This window comes from Pseudomonas sp. FP198, assembly GCF_030687895.1.
GTDB lineage: Bacteria > Pseudomonadota > Gammaproteobacteria > Pseudomonadales > Pseudomonadaceae > Aquipseudomonas.
The window spans coordinates 1,915,008-1,936,300 of sequence record NZ_CP117452.1; the positions used below are offsets into that span (position 1 = coordinate 1,915,008).

Annotated in this window: 17 protein-coding genes; 10 read left to right on the plus strand and 7 right to left on the minus strand. The window is 63.5% G+C overall.

What is annotated here, in order from left to right:
* Positions 1 to 6 precede the first annotated feature (6 nt).
* The 7 genes from PSH78_RS08955 to PSH78_RS08985 all read right to left on the minus strand — a co-directional run bounded on the left by PSH78_RS08955 (position 7) and on the right by PSH78_RS08985 (position 11,080).
* Positions 7 to 2,724, minus strand: coding sequence for a nitrate reductase (locus tag PSH78_RS08955; protein WP_305499855.1), 2,718 nt, complete (start codon positions 2,722 to 2,724; stop codon positions 7 to 9).
* Positions 2,724 to 3,041: a nitrite reductase small subunit NirD gene (gene nirD / locus PSH78_RS08960; protein WP_305499857.1), complete on the minus strand. Its 318-nt coding sequence runs from the start codon at positions 3,039 to 3,041 to the stop codon at positions 2,724 to 2,726. The genes PSH78_RS08955 and nirD overlap by 1 nt, the downstream gene beginning before the upstream one ends.
* Positions 3,038 to 5,491, minus strand: a complete 2,454-nt coding sequence (gene nirB / locus PSH78_RS08965; RefSeq protein ID WP_305499858.1) for a nitrite reductase large subunit NirB — start codon at positions 5,489 to 5,491, stop codon at positions 3,038 to 3,040. Before nirB ends, nirD begins: the two co-directional genes overlap by 4 nt.
* Before the next feature lie 428 nt (positions 5,492 to 5,919).
* Positions 5,920 to 7,590 carry a bifunctional protein-serine/threonine kinase/phosphatase gene (locus PSH78_RS08970; RefSeq protein ID WP_305499860.1) on the minus strand — a complete coding sequence of 557 codons (1,671 nt, stop codon included), beginning with the start codon at positions 7,588 to 7,590 and terminating at the stop codon, positions 5,920 to 5,922.
* Between the two features lie 9 nt (positions 7,591 to 7,599).
* A complete protein-coding gene (locus PSH78_RS08975) occupies positions 7,600 to 8,811 on the minus strand; it encodes a NarK/NasA family nitrate transporter (RefSeq protein WP_305499861.1) in 1,212 nt (403 codons plus the stop codon).
* Positions 8,812 to 9,278: 467 nt separating this feature from the next.
* Positions 9,279 to 9,854, minus strand: coding sequence for an ANTAR domain-containing response regulator (locus PSH78_RS08980; protein ID WP_047737436.1), 576 nt, complete (start codon positions 9,852 to 9,854; stop codon positions 9,279 to 9,281).
* Between the two features lie 14 nt (positions 9,855 to 9,868).
* A complete protein-coding gene (locus tag PSH78_RS08985) occupies positions 9,869 to 11,080 on the minus strand; it encodes a CmpA/NrtA family ABC transporter substrate-binding protein (RefSeq protein WP_305499863.1) in 1,212 nt (403 codons plus the stop codon).
* A 243-nt stretch (positions 11,081 to 11,323) separates the two neighbouring features.
* On the opposite strand from PSH78_RS08985, the gene PSH78_RS08990 reads away from it, so the two are divergent.
* Genes PSH78_RS08990 through PSH78_RS09035 form a run of 10 tightly spaced genes read left to right on the plus strand, consistent with a single transcriptional unit; the run spans position 11,324 to position 21,285 of the window.
* Positions 11,324 to 12,064 (plus strand): AraC family transcriptional regulator, encoded by a 741-nt coding sequence (locus PSH78_RS08990; protein ID WP_305499864.1) that lies wholly within the window; start codon positions 11,324 to 11,326, stop codon positions 12,062 to 12,064.
* Positions 12,061 to 13,713: a type III secretion system outer membrane ring subunit SctC gene (gene sctC, locus PSH78_RS08995; protein ID WP_305499866.1), complete on the plus strand. Its 1,653-nt coding sequence runs from the start codon at positions 12,061 to 12,063 to the stop codon at positions 13,711 to 13,713. Before PSH78_RS08990 ends, sctC begins: the two co-directional genes overlap by 4 nt.
* Positions 13,710 to 14,816 (plus strand): type III secretion system gatekeeper subunit SctW, encoded by a 1,107-nt coding sequence (gene sctW / locus PSH78_RS09000; RefSeq protein WP_305499867.1) that lies wholly within the window; start codon positions 13,710 to 13,712, stop codon positions 14,814 to 14,816. The genes sctC and sctW overlap by 4 nt, the downstream gene beginning before the upstream one ends.
* Before the next feature lie 23 nt (positions 14,817 to 14,839).
* Entirely contained in the window at positions 14,840 to 16,891 is a 2,052-nt protein-coding gene (locus PSH78_RS09005; RefSeq protein WP_305501213.1) for an EscV/YscV/HrcV family type III secretion system export apparatus protein, read from the plus strand.
* A gap of 12 nt (positions 16,892 to 16,903) precedes the next feature.
* Complete coding sequence (locus tag PSH78_RS09010; RefSeq protein ID WP_305499869.1) at positions 16,904 to 17,116, plus strand: hypothetical protein; 213 nt, start codon at positions 16,904 to 16,906, stop codon at positions 17,114 to 17,116.
* Complete coding sequence (gene sctN, locus PSH78_RS09015) at positions 17,116 to 18,402, plus strand: type III secretion system ATPase SctN (protein WP_305501215.1); 1,287 nt, start codon at positions 17,116 to 17,118, stop codon at positions 18,400 to 18,402. The genes PSH78_RS09010 and sctN overlap by 1 nt, the downstream gene beginning before the upstream one ends.
* A complete protein-coding gene (locus PSH78_RS09020; RefSeq protein WP_305499870.1) occupies positions 18,386 to 18,841 on the plus strand; it encodes a type III secretion protein in 456 nt (151 codons plus the stop codon). The genes sctN and PSH78_RS09020 overlap by 17 nt, the downstream gene beginning before the upstream one ends.
* The gene (locus PSH78_RS09025) at positions 18,838 to 19,713 is read left to right on the plus strand and encodes a type III secretion effector protein (RefSeq protein ID WP_305499871.1); all 876 of its coding nucleotides are present in this window, start codon (positions 18,838 to 18,840) and stop codon (positions 19,711 to 19,713) included. The genes PSH78_RS09020 and PSH78_RS09025 overlap by 4 nt, the downstream gene beginning before the upstream one ends.
* Positions 19,710 to 20,633, plus strand: a complete 924-nt coding sequence (locus tag PSH78_RS09030) for a FliM/FliN family flagellar motor switch protein (protein ID WP_305499872.1) — start codon at positions 19,710 to 19,712, stop codon at positions 20,631 to 20,633. Before PSH78_RS09025 ends, PSH78_RS09030 begins: the two co-directional genes overlap by 4 nt.
* Positions 20,626 to 21,285 (plus strand): EscR/YscR/HrcR family type III secretion system export apparatus protein, encoded by a 660-nt coding sequence (locus PSH78_RS09035; protein ID WP_305499873.1) that lies wholly within the window; start codon positions 20,626 to 20,628, stop codon positions 21,283 to 21,285. The genes PSH78_RS09030 and PSH78_RS09035 overlap by 8 nt, the downstream gene beginning before the upstream one ends.
* Positions 21,286 to 21,293 lie beyond the last annotated feature (8 nt).

Consider the following 21,293-nt stretch of genomic DNA (forward strand, 5'->3'; position numbering starts at 1 on the left):
TTTTCCTCAAGAGATCGCGGCGACCGGTTGCGCGGTGGCAACCAGCAGGCGCTTGATTTCCGGTACGCAGGAACCGCACTGCGTGCCGCAGCCCAGTTCTTTTTTCAGGCCCTGCAAATCCAGGCCGCGCTCGATGCCCGCGCAAACCGCACGCTGGCTGACATTCATGCAGTTGCACAGCGTCTTCCCACCAGCCGTGGCGGCACCGGTGTTACCCGGCGGTGCGCTCAAGGGCGCCAGCAGCCAGCGCCGCAGCTGGTCGTCGGCGCGCCCTTCCGACCAGAGGTTTTGCAACCAATGCCGGGCCAGGGTTTCGCCGGCGAGGCGAATGGCGGTGATGCGGCTGTTTTCGATCCGTACCCGCTTGCCAATGGCACGGCGCGGGTCGTCATAGGCCAGGACCGGACCTTCGATCAGCCCCAGCTGTTCGTCAATCGCCTGCAAAAGCTGCGGTTCGGGCGCCACGGCGCTGGCAGCGCGTATCAGCAACGCGGGACGGTCGCGGCCGGTCAGGCTCAGGCTGACGTAGGCAAACGCCTCACACAGCGGACGCAACGTCTCCAGGTGCTGTTGAACATTGCCTTCAACCAGGGCGAACAGCTGCCAGGGCAGGTTCACCGCTTCCAGGCGTACACCGCTGTGCTTGAGTTCCGGCTGTTTCGACAACGGGTCGAACGCCGGTTGAGTCAGGGTATTGACCCCGCCCTTGAGAAACCGGTCGCCCCAGTGCATGGGCAGGAAGGCCTGGCCGGGGCGCACGCTGTCGTCGCTGTCCACGGCCACGATCACGCTGCCGCGACGACTCTTGAGGCTGACCAGGTCGCCGGCCTGCAGGCGATGGCGAAGCAGTTCGTCGGGATGCAGGCTGAGTACCGCTTCGTTCACATGGCCGAACAACTGCGCGGCGGTACCGGTACGGCTCATCCCGTGCCACTGGTCGCGCAGCCGACCGGTGTTCAGCGTCAGGGGGTAGCGTGCGTCGCGCAATTCCTTGGCGGCGCGATAAGGGTCGGCCACGAATCGGGCGCGGCCGCTGTCAGTCGGAAAAACCCCGTCCCCGTACAAGCGCGCCGTTCCGACCGCGGCGCCCTCCGGGAAGGGCCATTGCTGAGGGCCGAGGCGGTCGATCACGTCATGGCTGATGCCGGATAAATCCAGGTCGCGGCCACGGGTCAGTTGCTTGTATTCATCGAACAATTGGGCCGGGGTTTCAAAGGCGAACAGGCTGGGCTGGCCGGGGCGCAGGCGTTTCTCCAGTCGTTGTGCGAAATCTACCGTGATCGCCCAGTCCGGCCGTGCTTCACCCGGTGCGTTTATCGCCCGGCGAACGTGGGAAATGCGTCGTTCGGAGTTGGTGACCGAGCCTTCTTTTTCGCCCCAGCTGGCCGCCGGCAACAGCAGGTCGGCAAAGGCGGCGGTTTCGGTGGTCCGGAAGGCCTCTTGCAACACCACGAACGGGCAAGCTTGCAGGGCTTCGCGCACGGCGGCCTGGTCTGGCATCGACTGGGCCGGGTTGGTGCAGGCGATCCACAGGGCCTTGATCTTGCCGCTGCGAACCTGCTCGAACAATTCGATGGCGCTCAAGCCTGTGGTGCTCGGCAATTGCTCCACGCCCCAATAGCTGGCGACCTCGGCGCGATGCTCCGGATTGCCGGCTTCGCGATGGCCCGGCAGCAGGTTGGACAGGCTGCCGGTTTCGCGGCCGCCCATGGCGTTGGGCTGGCCGGTCAGCGAGAACGGTCCCGCGCCCGGTCGGCCGATCTGGCCGGTGGCCAGGTGCAGATTGATCAGCGCGCTGTTTTTTGCGCTGCCGGCAGTGGACTGGTTCAAGCCCATGCACCACAGCGAGAGGAAACTTGGCGAGGTGCCGACCCACTCGGCGCATTGGTGCAGTTGCTCGACGCTGATCCCGCACAGCTGGGCAACCATGGCGGGGGTGTAGTCGCGCACCAGGTTCTTCAGCTCCGCAAGGCCTTCGGTGTGGGCCTTGATGAAGCTGCGGTCGACCCAGTCTTCCCACAGCAGCAGATGCAAAATCCCATGGAACAAGGCGACATCGGTGCCAGGCAGGATCGCCAGGTGCAGGTCCGCCAGGTCGCAGGTGTCGGTCCGCCGAGGGTCGATGACGATGACTTTTATCTGCGGTCGGCGGGATTTGGCTTCTTCGAGCCGACGAAACAGGATGGGATGGGCGTAGGCCATGTTACTGCCGACGATCATCACGCAGTCGCTCAACTCCAGGTCTTCGTAGCTGCAGGGTGGGGCGTCGGCACCGAGGCTGCGCTTGTAGCCCACCACGGCGGAGGACATGCACAGCCGCGAATTGCTGTCGATATTGTTGGTGCCCACCAACGCCCGGGCGAGCTTGTTGAAGGCGTAGTAGTCCTCGGTCAGCAGTTGGCCGGAGATGTAGAAGGCCACGCTGTCCGGTCCGTGTTCGGCAATCGTGTCGGCGAAGACGCTGGCGGCATGGTCCAGGGCGCTGTCCCAGTTGGTACGGCCACGGGCCAGGCCTTTGCCCAGTCGCAGTTCGGGGTAGAGGGCGCGGGCGGCGAGGTCGCCGGTCAGGTGCAGGGTAGAGCCCTTGCTGCACAGTTTGCCGAAGTTGGCCGGATGGGTGGGATCGCCACTGACGCCGAGAATGCGCTCGCCGTCATGTTCGATCAGCACGCCGCAACCGACCCCGCAATAACAGCAGGTCGAGGCAGTCGTCTGGCGGTTCATCAGCTTGCGTCCCGCAGGGCCAGCATCACCCGGCCGTTCTCGACGCGCGCCGAATGATGATGGGCGCAGCCCACGTCCGGGGCCTGGGCCTGGCCGGTTTCCAGGTCCATCTGCCAGTTGTGCAGCGGGCAGGCCACGCGCTTGCCGTAGATCAGGCCTTGGGACAGCGGGCCGCCCTTGTGCGGGCAACGGTCGTCGAGTGCGAATACTTCATTGTCGCTGGTGCGAAAAATCGCGATATCGCCTTTCGGCCCGTTGATGATGCGTGAGCCCAAGGCGTTGATGTCTTCCAGCGCGCAGATATCCAGCCAGTTCATGCCAGTACCTCCAGGTTCTTCACGGGGATGACCTCGAACTCTTTTTTCAGCTGCGGTTGTTCCAGCCGTTGTTTCCAGGGGTCCTGCTCCAGCGACAGGGAAAACTTCAAGCGTTCGTGCAGGGCCTTGCGCCGCTCCGGGTCTTCCAGCACGGCTTTCTTGATGTGCTCCATGCCGACGCGCTGCATGTAGTGCACGGTGCGTTCGAGGTAGAAGGCTTCCTCGCGGTACAGCTGCAGGAAGGCGCCGTTGTATTCGCGCACTTCTTCGGCGGTCTTGAGCTTGACGAAGAACTCGGCGACTTCGGTCTTGATTCCGCCGTTGCCACCGATGTACATCTCCCAGCCGGAATCGACGCCGATGATGCCGACGTCCTTGATGCCCGCTTCCGAGCAGTTGCGTGGGCAACCGGAGACCGCCAGCTTCACCTTGTGCGGCGACCACATGTTGAACAGGTCGTGTTCCAGCTCGATGCCCAACTGGGTGGAGTTCTGCGTGCCGAAGCGGCAGAACTCGCTGCCCACGCAGGTCTTCACGGTGCGAATGGATTTGCCGTAGGCATGGCCGGACGGCATGTCGAGGTCTTTCCAGACGCCGGGCAAATCTTGCTTCTTGATGCCCAGCAGGTCGATGCGCTGGCCGCCGGTGACCTTGACCATGGGCACGTTGTATTTGTCGGCGACGTCGGCAATGCGCCGCAGCTCGGAGGGGTTGGTCACGCCGCCCCACATCCGTGGGACCACCGAGTAGGTGCCGTCTTTCTGGATGTTGGCGTGGGCGCGTTCGTTGATCAGGCGCGACTGCGGGTCATCCTGGGCTTCGCCGGGCCAGGTGGAAATCAGGTAGTAGTTCAGGGCCGGACGGCAAGTGGCGCAGCCGTTCGGGGTGCGCCAGTTCAGGTAGCTCATGGTGCCGGCGATGGTCAGCAGGTGCTGGTCGCGGATCGCCTGGCGGATCTGCCCATGGTTGAGGTCGCTGCAACCGCAGATGGCTTTTTCGCTTTTTGGCTTGACGTCCGCCGCGCCGCCCACGGTGTTGATCAGGATCTGCTCCACCAGGCCGGCGCAAGAGCCGCAGGAACTGGCGGCCTTGGTGTGTTTTTTCACGTCATCGACGCTGAACAGCCCGTGCTCCTGGATCGCCTTGACGATGGTGCCCTTGCACACGCCATTGCAGCCGCAGACTTCGGCGGTGTCGGCCATGCTCATGGCTTTGTCCTGGCCTTGGTGGCCTACATCGCCTAAAGCGTTTTCCCCAAACATCAGGTGATCGCGGATCTCGCTGATGCCGTGGTTCTCACGGATCTGGCGGAAATACCAGCCGCCATCCGCGGTATCGCCGTACAGGCAGGCGCCGACCAGCACGTCATCCTTGATGACGAGCTTTTTGTAGACGCCGCCGATCGGGTCGGAAAGGGTGATGGTCTCGGTGCCTTCGCCGCCCATGAAATCCCCGGCGGAGAACAGATCGATACCGGTGACTTTCAACTTGGTCGACGTCACCGAACCCTTGTAAGTGGCGAAGCCCAGTTGCGCGAGGTGATTGGCGCAGACCTTGGCTTGCTCGAACAGCGGCGCCACCAGGCCATAGGCGGTGCCGCGATGGTTGGCGCACTCGCCGATGGCGTAGATGCGCGGATCATAGGTCTGCATCGTGTCGTTGACGAGGATTCCGCGGTTGCACGGAATGCCGGATTTTTCCGCCAGTTCGGTATTGGGCCGGATACCGGCAGCCATCACCACCAGGTCGGCGGGAATGATGTCGCCGTTCTTGAACTGGACCGAGCCGACCCGGCCGTTGCCGGAGTCGTGCAAGGCCTGCGTCTGCTCGCTGAGGCGGAATTTAAGGCCACGGTTTTCCAGGGCGGTTTGCAGCAGCTGGCCGCTGGTCTTGTCAAGTTGGCGTTCCAGCAGCCATTCGCCGATGTGCACCACGGTCACGTCCATGCCGCGCAGTTTCAAGCCGTTGGCGGCTTCCAGGCCGAGCAGGCCGCCACCGATGACCACCGCGTGTTTGTGGGTCTTGGCCGTGTTGATCATGGCCTGGGTGTCGGCGATGTCGCGGTAGCCGATCACGCCATCGAGGGTGTTGCCCGGGATCGGCAGGATGAACGGCGTGGAGCCGGTGGCGATGAGCAGGCGATCGTATTCGGCTTCGCTGCCGTCTTCGGCGATGACCCGGCGCTTGACCCGGTCGATCTCCACCACCTTGCGGTTGAGCAGCAGCTTGATGTTGTTGTCCAGGTACCAGGTCAGGTCGTTGAGCACGATTTCTTCGAACGTCTGCTCCCCGGCGAGCACGGGCGAGAGCAGGATGCGGTTGTAGTTGGTGTGGGGCTCGGCGCCGAAGACCGTGATGTCGTAGAGCTCGTTGCTCAGTTTGAGCAGTTCCTCGAGGGTGCGAACCCCGGCCATGCCGTTGCCGATCATTACCAGTTTGAGTTTTTTCATCAGGGTTCTCCGCAAGCCCAGACCGATTTCGTCACGTTTCATCACGGCGGTCGGGCTGGCTCGGCAATTTTTTCGAAAACAAAAAAAGGCGTCTCGCTAGCAAACTAGCGAGGACGCCTTTGTCCTGGTCCCGTTCTCTCGGGAAGCACCGCCTTCATCGTTGGAGGCGTTGCTTTATGTATGGTGGAAGAGGTTATGCAGTGGTTGTGCCAAGTAGCGCGAGGGCGTGGATTTACTGGAGGAAGCGCGGATTGGCCGGGTTACGGGGGGATTTATTGCACCGAATCAAAGCGTGTTGCCCGGTAATGGAGCGTCAGCCTTGGCACATGTAGCGGCTGTTACACCGCTTTCGCGAGCAGGCTCGCTCCCACAGGAGACCGCGATCAACCTGTGGGAGCGAGCCTGCTCGCGAAGGGGGCAACCGGGTTTCAGTTATGAAATACCAGAAACAGCAGCACAACATTCACCACCAACGACACCAGCGCCAACGTCCGCCAGACCTTCAGCGGCTCCCGCTCAAGCAATGGCCGGGGCCTTACGCTCAAGCTTCGCCGCTCGCCCTGTTCCAGCTGCAACAGCCATTCTTCAGCCGTTTCGAAGCGCTGCGCAGGGTCTGCCGCCACGGCGCGTTCCAGGCTTTGCCCGAGCCATTCGGGCAGGTCCGGTCGATAACGGTTGGCGCTCACGGGTACACCAAAGCGCGGTCGCTGGAAGGCTTCGATTTCGCCGTAGGGGTAATGCCCGGTCAGCAGGAAATACAAGGTCACGCCGACCGCATACAAATCCTGTTGCGCCGTCGGCGCGGCGCCGCCGAAGGCTTCCGGCGCAATGTAGCTAGGGGTGCCAGGCAAGACGTTGGCCTGGTCTTCGGACAAACCGGGGCAGTACGCCAGGCCAAAATCCAGCAAGCGCAACTCCCCATCGTCGCCCTGGTGCAGGTTCTCCGGCTTGATGTCGCGGTGGTAGATCTGCCTTCGATGCAACAGGCCCACCGCACGCACCAGTCGCTGCGCCAGCTCCAGCCATTGAGCCAGGGGCAACGGACCGCTTTGGTTGAACAGCTCGGCCAGGGTCACGCCCGGATATTCACGCATCACGTAGTACAGATGTTGGCGCTGGGGTACGCCATGCACCTCCGGAAACTGCCGACCCGCGACCCGCTTGAGGAACCATTCCTCCGACAACAGCGCCTGGCCGGCGCGGGTGTCGTCCCGTAGCTGCACGGGCAAGGTCTTCAACAGCCAGGGTTGGCCCTGACCATCGTGGACCCGGTAGAGCAACGATTGCTGGCTCTGGCCGAGCAGGCTTTCGATCTGCCAGCCTTCGAACACCTGGCCCGCCTTCAGTGCAGGGGGCAGCGGCCACTGTTGCAGTTGGATCAGCGCGTCGCCGATGCTCGCTTCGCCCACCGCATCGACCCGCACCAGCAGCGCGCTGGCGTTATCCTGGCTACCGGCCAGGTGCGCGGCGTTGACCAGTGTCTGCGCCGCGCGATCCAGGTCCGGCTGGTCGCGCAGGATGCTGGCAATGGCCGTGTCCCCCAGCACCGCCCAGACGCCGTCGCTGAGCAGCACGAAGGTTTCATCTTCACGCAGCTCGCCGTCGAGGAAGTCGAGGATCAAATGCTGATCCAGGCCCAAGGCACGCTTGAGCACATGTTGCATGCCCTGTTGTTCCCAGACGTGATCTTCGCTGACCCGTTGCAAATGGTCGGCGTGCCACCGGTAGACCCGGCAATCGCCGACGTGCGCCAGGGTGAAGCGCCGGCCCCGCAAGACCAGCGCGCTGACCGTGGTCAGCAGCGGTTGGCCGCCGCCGTTGCCTTGCAGCCAGCGATTCTGCGCCAGCAGCAGCCGGTCCAGCGCCTGGGCCACGCCCCAGGTCTGCGGCGTGGAGTAGTAGTCCAGGGCGAGGGCCTGCAAGGTCGAACGCGCGGCCAATCCGCCATCGGCGCATTGGCTCACCCCGTCGGCGATGGCGAACAGATAACCCTTGCTGGCGGCCAGGGCCGGGGCGGGGGTGACCAGGCGCAGGGCGTCCTGGTTTTCCTCTCGGGGACCCGTGGCGCTGGCTTCGGCAAAACTCAGTTGCAGGCTCATGGTGGCAGGTTATACCCGAGCCGCGGTGACCGCTGCCGAACCCCAGGTGGTCCTCCAGCGACGCTTGACCCCGTGCAGGCCGAACCAGGCCAGGACACCGAGGCTGGCGAACAACCACAGCGCCAGCTGGTAGCTGCCGGTGCTCTGCTTGATCGCACCCATGCCCGCCGCCAGGGCGAAGCCGCCGATGCCGCCGGCCATGCCGATCAGCCCGGTCATCACGCCGATCTCGCGACGGAAACGTTGTGGCACCAGTTGGAACACCGCGCCGTTGCCCGCACCCAGGCCGAGCATGGTGCAGACGAACAGGGCCAGCGCCGCGTAGGAACTCGGCAGGTTGAAGCCGACCGCGGCGATGCAGACAGCCGCCACGGTGTACATGCCCAGCAAGGTGCGGATGCCGCCGAAACGGTCCGCCAGCGCGCCGCCCAAGGGCCGCATCAGGCTACCACCGAAGACGCAGGCCGCGGTGTAGTAGCCGGCGGTCACCGGGCTCAGGCCATATTGGTCGTTGAAGTAGCCGGGCAGGGCGCTGGCCAGGCCGATGAAGCCGCCGAAGGTCACGCTGTAGAAGAACATGAACCACCAGCTGTCGCGGTCACCGAGGGCCTTGAGGTAGTCAGCCATGGATTTGGCCTTGGGCCGCTCCGGGGCGTTCTTGGCCAGCCAGGCGAACAGGACCAGGGTAATCACCAGCGGGATCACCGCGAAGCCGAACACGTTGGTCCAGCCGAAGGCCACCGCCATCACCGGAGCGATCAACGCGGCGAGCACGGTGCCCGAGTTACCGGCACCGGCGATGCCCATGGCCTTGCCCTGGTGCTGTGGTGGATACCACTGGGAAGCCAGCGGCAGGGCCACGGCGAACGAAGCGCCGGCCACGCCCAGGAACAGGCCCAGCAGCAAGGCTTGTTCGTAGCTGTGGATGCCCAGTTTCCAGGCGCAGAACAGCGCGCCGATCACGATCACCTGGCCGACCATGCCGGCGGTCTTCGGTGAAATGCGGTCGGCCAACAAGCCCATGAACAGGCGCAGCACGGCGCCGGCCAGGATCGGTGTTGCGACCATCAGGCCGCGTTGCTGGGTGGTCAGGTGCAGGTCGGCGGAGATCTGCACCGCCAATGGGCCGAGCAGGTACCAGACCATGAAGCTCAGGTCGAAATAGAGGAAGGCCGCGAACAATGTCGGGGTGTGGCCGGATTTCCAGAAGCTTGAATTCATCGCGCACCTCAGCTGTAAAAGTCTCGAGAAATGAGTCAGTGCTTTGAGCAGTGCGCCGCCTGTGGTCGCACCACCGGCCCCGCGGGGCCAAAACAAAAAAACGCCGCAACCCGGATCGCCAGAGAGGCGAGAAGGGTGTGCGACGTCTTTGTCGTAGGTGGGGCAACCGCCGTTGGTTACCTGTGCGGTTGCTTAAGCGAGATCTGTGCCAACCTGCGAGGTTCGGGGGAGGCCTTCGCGAGCAGGCTCGCTCCCACAGTCGATCGGTGGGGGGCACAAATGCTGTGTTCACCCAACCCCATGTAGGAGCGAGCTTGCTCGCGATGACGGTGGGTCAGTCGACAGTGATGTTGGATGCAAAATCGCTATCGCGAGCAAGCTCGCTCCCACAATGGATCAGAGGTGTTCTCCGAACCTGTGGGAGCGAGCCTGCTCGCGAACGCGTCTGGCCAGGCGCTACAAGGCTTTCAGCCGAGCAACTCGTTCATGGCGATGATCTGCTCCGCCACCTGGATCAGCTTCTGCTGGCGGCTCATGGCCTGGCGGCGCATCAGGGTGTAGGCCTGTTCCTCGTTGCAGTCCTTCATCTTCATCAGCATGCCCTTGGCCAGTTCGATGCGCTTGCGCTCGGCCAGTTGCTGGTCCCGGGCCAGGAGTTGCGCGCGCAGGGCCTGGTCGCTTTCGAAGCGGGCCATGGCCACGTCGAGGATCGGTTGCAGGCGTGCGGCATGGATGCCTTCGACGATGTAGGCGCTGACGCCTGACTTGATCGCCTGGCGCATCACATCCGGGTCGTGCTCGTCGGTAAACATGACGATCGGTCGTGGCTGGTCACGACTGACCAGCACCACTTGCTCCATGACGTCGCGCCCGGGTGACTCGGTATCGATCAGGATCACGTCCGGACGCACCGTTTCGACGCGCGCCGGCAGGTCGATGGTCAATCCGGATTCGTCGATCACCTCGAAGCCGGCTTCAATCAGGGCCGCCTTGAGACGCCCGACTTTTTTCGCGGTGTCGTTGATCAGCAGGATACGCAGCATAATCGAGGCTCCTGTCAGCGGCTGGCGAGAAGGGGAGCCGCATCGCTCAAGGCGTGCAGTTTGAAGCTGCGGGCATACCCGGCCGGGTCCGAGCCGTCCCAGGTGGTGCCGTCGATCAGTTGACTGCTGCGCATGTCCTGGCGAGGCGAGGTCACGCCCAGCGCCGCGCAGGCATCACGATACAGCTTGAGCTGTTGGACCTGGCGGGCCACGGCCAGGTAGTCCGGGTCTTCGCGCAGCAGGCCCCAGCGCCGGAACTGAGTCATGAACCACATGCCGTCGGACAGGTACGGCAGGTTCACCTCGCCGTCCCCATGAAAGCGCATGGCGTGGGGATCCTGCCAGCTGTTGCCCAGGCCGTCGGCATAAATCCCGAGCAGGCGCGGTTCGATGCAATCGAGCGGAGCGTCGAGGTATTCCGGGGCGCTCAACAATTGCGCGGTACTGCGGCGGTTTTCAGTGCTTTGTTCGATGAAGCGGCTGGCTTCGAGGATGGCCATCACCAGCGCGCGGGCAGTGTTGGGGTATTGCTCGACAAACGCGCGGGTACAACCCAGGACTTTCTCCGGGTGGTCGGGCCAGATGGTCTGGGTAGTCGCCAGGGTAAAGCCGAGGTTCTGCTTCACGGCGCTGGCGCACCAGGGCTCGCCGACGCAGAAACCATCGATGCGCCCGGCTTGCAGGTGCGCGATCATCTGCGGCGGTGGCACCACTACGCTGTCGACATCCGACAACGGATGGATGCCCTGGGCGGCGAGCCAGTAATAGAGCCACATGGCATGGGTGCCGGTGGGAAAGGTCTGGGCGAAGGTCAGTTTCGGGCGAGTTTGGTGCACGTGCTGCTCCAGTGCCTCAGGACTGGTCACGCCTTGCGCCTGCAAACCATGGGACAGGTTGATGCTCTGGCCGTTCTGGTTCAGCCCCATCAGCACGGCCATGTCGGTCGGCGCGACGCCGCCGATCCCCAGGTGCACGGCATAAATCAGGCCGTACAGGCTGTGGGCCGCGTCGATTTCACCGCTGACCAGCTTGTCCCGCAGGTTGGCCCAGGAGGCTTGGCGCTTGAGGTTCAGCGTCAAGCCGTAGGGCTGGGCGAAGCCCTGGGTGGCGGCCACGACCACCGGGGCGCAGTCGCTCAGGGCCATGAAGCCGAGGTTGACCGCGCTCTTTTCCGGGGCATCGCTGCCATTGACCCAAGCCAGGGGGGTGGCTGGAATTTCGTTCATCGCGCATCACCTTCCGCATAAAAAAGCGCCGTGCCCGGACCGATGCCAGAGCAAGGCCGGAGGACGACGCCGTTGTCCTTGAAACAGTGTGGCACTCATTCCGCCATTGGGATGGGTGCCGATGAACACGAAGGGTGCAAGGCATATGCCAGCTCGCGTCTCATCACCTTCCCATCAGGATTGCGGACGGCGTGCCTTGCATCCTGTCGCTCCTTTCATCGCCACCTGGCAAAGGAGACGGATGTGCAGGAAAAATCATTTTGCTTCCCGGCCTCGCCTGATCTGCGCGGGCGAGTGCTGCACCTGCGTGTTGCCCAAGGCCCGGTTCAACTGAGCGCGGAACAGCCGGGCCTCGGTCAGACACTGCAGTCCGGGTGGGAGGGGCTGCTGGTGCTGAGCGATTCGCTGCAATTGCACGGCGGCGAATTGCACGTCACGCCGATTGACGAAGCGCCGTTGGTGAAGCTGCTGGCTTTTTTCGATATGAGCGCTGCCTTCTCCGGGCAAAAGGCCGATGTTGCGCCGTGGGCGCTGTTGCCGGTAGACGAAGAAATCGTCCGCTCGCCGCAGCGCCTCGAACGCTGGTACATCGAGCAGGCGATGCGCGGCACCGAGGCCTATCACGCGGTGGCCAACCTGTTGCGTCACCACGAAAGTTACGGGCTGGTGCGTTTTCTGTTGGAGCAGGGCACTCACAGCGAAAAGCTCAACACCTTGGCACAGCGCTACGGCGTCTCGGTTTCGCATTTTCGCAGGCTTTGCCGACAGGCCCTGGGGAGCGCGGCCAAACCGGCCCTGCGTGGTTGGCGTACGGCCCGGGCGTTACTGGACATGAGCTTGCAGAACGGTTCCCTGACTGACGTGGCGCTGGAGTTCGGCTTTGCCTCTTCTTCGCATTTCTCTCGGGAGATTCGTCAATTGGTGGGTTTTACGCCCAGCAGCCTGGCTGACATTACCTACCTGCCCAGGCCAGTGAACCGATGAAACGCCGCTTGTCCCTTGCCGCTCTTCTCGTCTATTGCCTGGGTATCGCGGTGCTTGCGCCCGTTGCCGCGCAGGCCGATGTCTATACGTTTGAAGCCCGGGAGCAGAGTGCACGGACATTTTTCAGCGAATTGTCCGCAGTCTTGGGCAAGCCGGTGATTGTCAGCAAGGCCGCGGCGGCCAAGCGGATCGGCGGGACGTTCGACCTGCGCACGCCGCAGCGGACTTTCGAGCGGGTCAGCGCGCAGATGGGGTTGATCTGGTACAGCGATGGCCAGGCGATCTACCTGTATGACGCTGCGGAATTCAAGAGTTCGATGATGTCGCTGCAAACCCTGACCGTGGCCAGGCTCCAGGCGTTCCTCGGGCGTTCCGGACTGGATGACCCGCGTTATCCGTTGCGCCACGACGGTTTGCGGACCTTCCATGTGTCGGGGCCGCCGATCTATGTCGACCTGGTGACGCAAGCCGCAGGCTTGATGGACAACCAGCGCTCGGAGCTGCTGCTGGGCAAGCAGCAGATCGGCGTCATCCATGTGCGCAACACCTTCGTCGGTGACCGCAAGTATGAACTGCGTGACGACAAGGTCACCGTCCCCGGGCTGGCCACGGTGATCGAGCAGTTATTGCAGGGCGAGAAGCGTGGGGTCGAGCCGGTAGTGGCGCAAGCCCCCGCGCAACAAGCGCGTGGATCGATGCCGCAGTTCCCGTTGGAGGGGCTGGCAAACGCCTCGTCGGACCAGGACCCGTTGGCACCGCGGATCATTGCGCGGGAGCTGGCCGCCGGCAACATTCGGGTGGTGGCCTATCCGGACACCAACAGCCTGTTGGTCAAGGGTCTGCCGGAGCAGGTCCACTTCATCGAAAATCTTGTCAGTGCCCTGGACACGCCGAAACGACACGTCGAGTTGTCGTTGTGGATCATCGATCTGCACAAGGATGAGCTCAATCAACTGGGCATCAACTGGCAAGGCGCATTGAAGTCGGGTGGCCAGTTCAGTGCATCGCTCAACGCCGGTTCGGCCACCACCCTGGACGGTGTTTCGTTCGTCACCCAGGTCATGGCTTTGGAGCGTACCCAGCGGGCCAACGTCGTCTCGCGCCCGGTCATTCTGACGCAAGAGAACGTGCCGGCGATCTTCGATAACAACCGCACGTTCTACGCGCCGCTGGTAGGCGAGCGCAGCGTCGATCTGCAGCATGTGACCTACGGCACGCTGGTGAGCGTTCTGCCGCGTTTCGCCCAGTCGGATGAAATCGAGATGCTGCTCAATATCGAGGACGGCAACGAGGTGGAGAACCCCGGCCAGGGCGAACAGCAAGGGGCTTTGCCGACGGTCGGGCGCACGCGTATCAGCACCGTGGCGCGGGTGCCACAAGGCAAGAGCCTGCTGGTCGGCGGGTTCACCCGCGATGACCACGGCGAGCAGATCGGACGCATCCCGGTGCTGGGTTCGATTCCCTGGATCGGCAGGTTGTTCAGCTATCGTCAGAGCCGCTCGGCGAACACGGTTCGGGTGTTCCTGATCCAGCCCAAGGAGATCGTCGATGCCCTTGAGCCGGCCACGCTGGAGCAGGGCAAAGAAGTACTGAGCCCGGAGCTGCACGAACGGGTGCGGCGAATGTATTTCCGGATGTCGGAGAAATGATCCTGACGCCGACTTCCCCAGGTGGGCGAGCCGCCCAGGCGCGCTTGAATGCCGAGAAAGCCGCCGAGCAACGCCAGCCGTCAGTCGACGTCGAGACGGGCCCGGACGATAGCGCGACGGCCGCGGTGGCGCAGCGCATCGTGCAGATCAGCGACGAGCTGTCGGCGGCGCTCGCACAGTTCCGTGGCCGACGGTTGTTCGAGCTCAAGTCAGGTACCCAGGCCGATACCTTCGAACGAGTGCTCGAGGACGATACCGTGCCCAAGGCGCGCCAGGTATTGAGCCTGGCCCGGCTGGCGGACAAACCTGTCGACTGGTTGCTGCAGATGGCACGCAGCCTGTTTCCCGATGACAGCGATCTGGTGCTGGTGCTGCGAGCGTTGTTGCGCCGCCGCACACTCGAAGCCTCCACGCGGCAGCGACTCACGGCGCTGAAGCAGACGGTGGTTGCCCAGGCTGATCCCAAGCGCATGAACGCCGGCATCAATGCGGCGCTCAAGGCGCGAATGTCCGGTTCGACCATGGCGGTGCGGGCCAGCCTGCTACGCGAGACCTACCGCGATTTCCTCGAGTCCGACGAAGGCCCGCTCGGTTGCTACCAGGACTGGATTGCCCAGTACGGCGCGCCACAGCGCATGAATGTGCTGGCCTTCATCGAGGCCGCATTGCTGACCGACATCAGTGCCCAGGACCCCAGCTGCTCGCGCATCGAGTTCGGCCCGCTTTTTGCCAGGGTGACCGATATCAAGCGCCTGCGCTCGGCCGACCAGCTGTTCGTCGGTGCTGTGCTCGACGATGGGCTCCTCTGCCGGCACAACCCCCACGAGGCCGATTGGCTGGTGTTTCTGCTCGGCGTGTTGACCTGCCCCGATGATCTCGACCAACTGTTGCTCGGCACAGTGGGCGAGCAGGTGCTGCTCAGTTCCCACCGTGAACGCTCGATGTTGCTGCAAGCGGTGCGTCGGCTCTGCCTGCGCTTGCCCGCGCCACTGTTCGTCGACGAAGCCGCGCCGCAGCGCCTGGCCTTGCAGTTCACGCGCCTGGCCGATGTTGCCCATGCCCACGAGTGCATCGAGCAGCACCGCAGCGAGCCCCAACCATGATGTCCTCCCGCCCCCCGGCCTCGCTGCTCAACGTCTTTCTGCGCAATGTCAGTGCCCGGCCCGAGCTGCTGATCCTGACGTTGATGGTGATGATCATCGCCATGCTGATCATCCCCCTGCCAACGGTGCTGGTGGATTTCCTCATCGGCCTGAACATCGTCATTTCACTGCTGGTGTTCATGGGCTCGTTCTACATCGAACGCATCCTCAGCTACTCGACGTTCCCGGCATTGCTGCTGTTGACCACGCTGTTCCGCCTGGCGCTGTCGATCAGCACCAGCCGGCTGATCCTCAGCCAGGCCGATGCCGGAGAGATCATCGCCTCGTTCGGCGACTTCGTGATCGGCGAAAGCCTGGTGGTGGGGTTCGTGATTTTTTCCATCGTCACGATTGTCCAGTTCATCGTGATCACCAAAGGCTCGGAGCGGGTCGCCGAAGTGGCGGCACGTTTCTCCCTGGACGGCATGCCCGGCAAGCAGATGAGTATCGACGGCGATCTCAAGGCCGGTGCCATCGATGCGACCCAGGCGCGGGAAAAACGCAGTGTGCTGGAGCGCGAAAGCCAGTTGTACGGTTCTTTCGACGGTGCGATGAAATTCATCAAGGGTGACGCAATCGCCGGCATCATCATTATTTTCGTCAACTTCATCGGCGGCATGGCCATTGGTGTCGGGCAGATGGGCATGGACATGTCCACGGCCCTGTCGACCTACACCCTGCTGACCATCGGCGACGGCCTGGTCGCACAGATACCCGCGCTGCTGATCGCCATTGGCGCAGGTTTCATCGTCACCCGGGTCAACGGTGACGACAGCAACCTGGGGCGCAACATGCTCGCCCAGATGCTCGGCAACCCGTTCGTTCTGGGTGTGACCGCGCTGCTGGCGGTGGGCGTGGGCCTGTTGCCCGGTTTTCCGTTGCTGACATTCCTCTCGATCGCCAGTGTGCTGGGGCTGGTCGTATTTGTTCGCCATCGCCGCTCGTTGCGCCAGGCGGGTGCGGACGAAAGCCGCGCCGAACCCGCCGAACAGGGTTCGGTCCAGGGCGAATCGGGGTTGCTCGATGATGTCGAGAATATCGCGACAGAAACCATTGCGCTGATGCTGCTGGTGCCTACGGCACGCCTGCAGGAGCTGGAAAAGAACCGCTGGGCGGCGCGCTTTCGCAGCCAGTTCTTCGTCGACTACGGGCTGCGCATTCCGGAGCCGCGGCTACGGGCCAGCGAAGCGCTGCCGGCGCATCAAGTGGCGGTGCTGATCAACGAAGTGCGCGCCGAACAGTTCGATATCCATTTCGACCATTGGCGCCTGCTGGACTATTCCCCCGAGCTGGAACCGCTGGGCTTTGCCCTGGTGCGCGGCGACGACAGCAATCGCCTCGGCGGGGTCTGGGTCAGCGCCGCCGACCGGGAGCGGGTGCAACAGTTGGGCTACCACCTGCGACCGGCTGACGAAGAATGCTACCGCTGCCTGGTCACGTTGCTGGCGCGCAACATCCAGGAATTTTTCGGCGTGCAGGAAACCAAGCACCTGCTCGACGAAATGGAAACGCGGTATCCCGATCTGCTCAAGGAAGTCTATCGCCACGTCACGGTGCAGAAGATCGCCGAGGTGCTGCAACGGCTGGTCGGCGAACGCATTTCGGTGCGCAACATGAAACTCATCCTTGAAGCACTGGCCCTTTGGGCCTCCCGGGAGAAAGACGTACTGGCGCTGGTCGAGCACGTTCGCGGCGCGATGGCCCGCTATATCAGCAACAAGTTTGCCCGGGGCAACGAGCTGCCGGTGTTGCTGTTGTCGGCGGAATTCGAGGACGTGGTACGCCGTGGCATTCGGCAGACCTCGGGCGGCCATTTTCTCAACCTGGAACCTTCCGAGTCGGAAGAGTTGATGGACCGGCTCAGCGTCGGCCTGGGCAGCCTGCACATCGCCCACAAGGACATGGTGCTGCTGTGTTCGGTCGACGTACGGCGCTACATCAAGCGGCTGATCGAGGGGCGTTTCCGGGAGCTGGACGTCATGTCGTTCGGCGAAGTTTCCCAGACCGTCTCGGTCAATGTCATCAAGACGCTCTAAGGAACCCTGCAAATGATACCGATGGATATTGCCGGCCTGTTGCGCGAAGCATTGCGTCACAGCGGTTGCGTGGACAGTCAGATAGGGCACTTCGACAGCCACGGCACGATAACGATGCAATTAAGCAATCTGCCCGATGTGAGCCTGGAGGTCGTCGAAGGCGATGTGTGGCTCTGGGCAGCGGTCGCGCAGGGCCTTGGACGCCTCCTGGAAATCCTCCGTTGATCAACTCCCGGCTGGAACGACGGGCGGCCCATCCGTTGCGCCTGAGCGGTCCCTTGATCGAGGCGGCGCTGAGCGAGGTGGTCATTGGCGAGATCTGTGAGGTGCGTCGACACTGGCGTTCGCCCGACATCGCCGCCAGGGCCCAGGTCATCGGCTTCAAGCCCGGTGCGGTGCTGCTCAGTTTGCTCGGCGATGCGAAGGGCCTGTCCCGCGAATCGATGATCGTGCCGACGGGCTCGTCCCTGCAACTGACCTGCAGCGACGCCTTGCTTGGCAGCGTGGTCGATCCGCAGGGCGTCGTAGTCGAGCGCCTGGCGCCGGTGACGGCGACCGTCCAGCGCGACTGCCCGGTGGATGCCGACCCGCCGTCATACCAGCAGCGGCGGCCAGTCGTGGAACCCTTGCGAACCGGCATTCGGGTCATCGATGGTTTGCTGACCTGCGGAGTGGGCCAGCGCATCGGCATTTTTGCCGCCGCCGGCTCCGGCAAGACCATCCTGATCGACATGCTGATCGAGCACACGGACGCAGACGTCTTCGTGGTCGGCCTGATTGGCGAGCGCGGGCGCGAAGTGACCGAGTTCATCGAGCACCTGCGCCAGTCGCCCAAGCGCTCTTGTTGCGTGGTGGTGTACGCCACTTCGGATTTCTCCTCGGTGGATCGCTGCAACGCAGCGTTGCAGGCTACCGCCATCGCCGAATATTTTCGCGACGAGGGACGGCGCGTGGTGTTGCTGCTGGATTCGCTGACGCGCTACGCCCGCGCGCGGCGCGATCTGGCTCTGGCGGCTGGCGAAGCGCCGGCCCGGCGCGGCTATCCGGCCTCGGTGTTCGATGCCTTGCCGCGTCTGCTGGAACGACCCGGCGTGACCGCCTCGGGCAGCATCACCGCCTGGTACACGGTGTTGCTGGAAAGTGACGACGAGCCGGACCCGATCGCCGAGGAGATTCGCTCCATTCTTGACGGCCATGTCTACCTCAGCCGTGCCCTGGCGGCCAAGGGGCACTACCCGGCAATCGATGTTCTGCGCAGCGCCAGTCGGGTGGCGACGCAAGTCACCTCGCCAGAGGTCCGGCAGTTGGCCGCGGCGACCCGGGAGATCCTCGCGCGCCTGGAACAGTTGCAGGTTTTTCTCGACATGGGCGAATACAGCCCGGGTGCCGACGCCGCCAACGACCACGCGCTGCAACGTCGCGACGCGCTTGACCGGTGGCTGCGCCAACCGACAGCCGAATATTGCGCGCCGGACGAAGCACTGCGGAGCCTGCATGAACTCCTTGCATGATCGACGGCGCTTGCTGGCCTTCAGTCTGTTCCGCCGGCAACGCGGCGAACTGGCCGTGCTGCGCGCCCAGCGTCAGTTGCAACCGCTGCTGCGAGAACGCTCCGGGTTCGACGAACAGGAGGCTGCGCTGCAAGGCCTGCTGGTCAGCCATCGGGTCAATGATTGCGTACTGGACCACGGACAACTGTTGGCGCTGCTGCGCACCCAGGCGGTGATCCGCCGGCGGATCGACGTACTGCGCGTCGAGCGTGACCGCGTCGAGCAGCAGTGCCGGCAGGCCGAGCAACAATTGCTCGGGCAACGTGAGCTGCTGCGTTCATGGCAGCGCCGACATGACAAATATGTGGATTCAGTCCAGCGACTGGTGCACGCGCAACGGCTTGAAGCGGCGCGCCGGGAAGAGCGGGAGCTGGAAGAGATGATCGGAGTTCGTCGATGAGCAAGATATCCGTGGTTCCCACTCGGCCGATCCAGGTCGAGGATCCCGCCGACCGGCGTTCGAGCGATGAGCACCGGACCGAGCTGGTTCCGGTGCAGCTGGACGAGCTGCCGCAAGGTGTCCTAGACCTGGTGGCTTTGCTGATACGGCCGGGACCTGCCGAACCCCGTGGCGCAATTGCCTGGCACACGACAGTCGCTGCCCGGCGAAGCGTGGAAGTGCAATTCGACGGCGCTGCATCGATTATCCAGACGGCGATGGATATCGAACCAGACGCCGTTCAGCCGAATCTCCGGGCAGCCATGCCTTTTTCGGAAAAGCCTTTGTTGTCCGCTACACCGCTACAACAGGCGTTGCCACAACGTCCGGAGCCGGCGGCATCTGTCGTCGACAGGATGATGCCGGCAGCGCTTGCAGTTATGCCCGAGCCGATGAACCGTGCCCTCGCCAGTGATACGCCAACGGCCCCCATCGGCGCCGAACAGATACCCCAACTGCCGTCGAATCTTCAAGCCCCGCGCCAGGCGTCGTCGGTTGTTTCCGTGCAGCGCCCGCTGCCGCCCATGCCGTCCTCGACAAGCGACGCCTTGGTTGAAGCACTGCCATCGGCAGACCGGGGCTTGTTGCAGATCCCTTTCAACAAAGGCGCGGCCAGTGGTCAGGTGGTCATCAGCCGCGGGCCTGAAGAGCCCGCTCGGAACCTGACGCTCAGCCCAAGCAATGCCTTGGTGCTCGAGCAGCTCAAGGAGCCTTTCGAGCTGGCCCGCGAGCCGGCCTGGCGACTCGCTGAACGTGGTGGCGAACAGCAGCGCCAAGGGTCGCAGCCATCGCCCGATGAGGATCAGGATGAATCGGCGGAGCATTCGGCATGAGCGCGCTGAAGCTGCGCCGCGTCGACGCTTCGGCGCACGCTCATGCCCAAGCGATTCAACGCTGGCGGCGTACCGGGCGGCACGCGGGGCTGGAGCACATGCCGCAGCGTCGCGGCTATCTGCAATTTCGCGCGCAGGGCGAGGGGGGCGGCTGGCAAGGGCTGATCATGGCCCACGACTGGCTGCATCATTCGATCCCCACCCTACAGCCGTTGCTGACGGCCGAATGCCCGTTGTCGAGTATCGTCGCCTTGTTTCGAGCCGTGCCGCGGCCCTTGCTGCCGGACATGAACGAGCTGGGCTACGAGGAGCTGTCCGACATCGAATGCGTCGCCCCGACGCGATTACCCACTTACCCCTTGCCCTGGATCGCGACGCCGCGAGGACGCCTGTGGTTGTTGCAGCTACCGACGCCCGGCACTGCTTGTGGCCCTGTGGAGACGGATTCATGGCTGAGCGATCTGCCGTTGCGACTCACCTTCGTCCTGGGCATCAGCCACCTGAGCCTCGTCAGTCGCCTGCGCCTGGCTCAAGGTGATGTGCTGCGCATCAACCGGCTGACCCGGCAGTGCTTTTCAATACAGCAATGCCTTGGCACTTTCACCTTGACCCAGGAGGGTTTACGCATGCAACCAACGCTGGCTGATGCCTGCCCGGAAGAAACGTCGGGGCCCGGCGCGCAGGTCGACCTGGGGGCGCTCCCGGTGCGCCTGGAATTCGTCCTTGCCACCCATGAAACCAATCTGGCCATGCTCGCGCAAATCAGCGATGGGCAACTGATCCCTCTGTCCGGGGATGTTGCGCGAAACATCGAGGTCCGTGCCAACGGCAAGCCTGTCGCCCGTGGTGAGCTGGTGCAGTTGGACGGACAACTTGGCGTTGAACTGCTGGACGTCTATCGGGACCGTGGCGATGAATGATGTCTCGCTGATCGCCCTGCTGGCCTTTGCCTCGCTGCTGCCGTTCCTGGTGGCGGCGGGCACCTGCTACATCAAGTTTTCCATTGTCTTCGTCATCGTACGTAATGCCCTGGGCTTGCAGCAGGTGCCATCGAACATGGCCCTCAATGCGATTGCGCTGATGCTGGCGATTTTCGTCATGACGCCGGTCGTCAAGCAGGGCCACGACTATTACAAGACCGAAGCGGTGGCGTTTACCGATATCGAGTCGGTGGTGGATTTCGCCGAGAACGGCCTGGGCGGCTACAAGGATTACCTGCGCAAGTACACCGACCCGGAGCTGGCGCTGTTTTTCGAGCGGGCCCAGGCGGTCCAGGATGGAACCGATGCAGACCCGCCGGCCGATGAAGAACTGACGCCGTCTTTGTTTTCGCTCCTGCCGGCCTATGCGCTGAGCGAGATCAAAAGTGCCTTCAAGATCGGTTTTTATCTGTACCTGCCCTTTGTGATCGTGGACCTGGTGATTTCCAGCATTCTGCTGGCGTTGGGCATGATGATGATGAGTCCGGTGATCATTTCCGTACCGATCAAGCTGGTGCTGTTTGTCGCACTGGACGGCTGGGCGCTGCTGTCGACCGGCCTGGTCAAGCAATACCTGACGCTGCTGGCATAGGCGCGGCC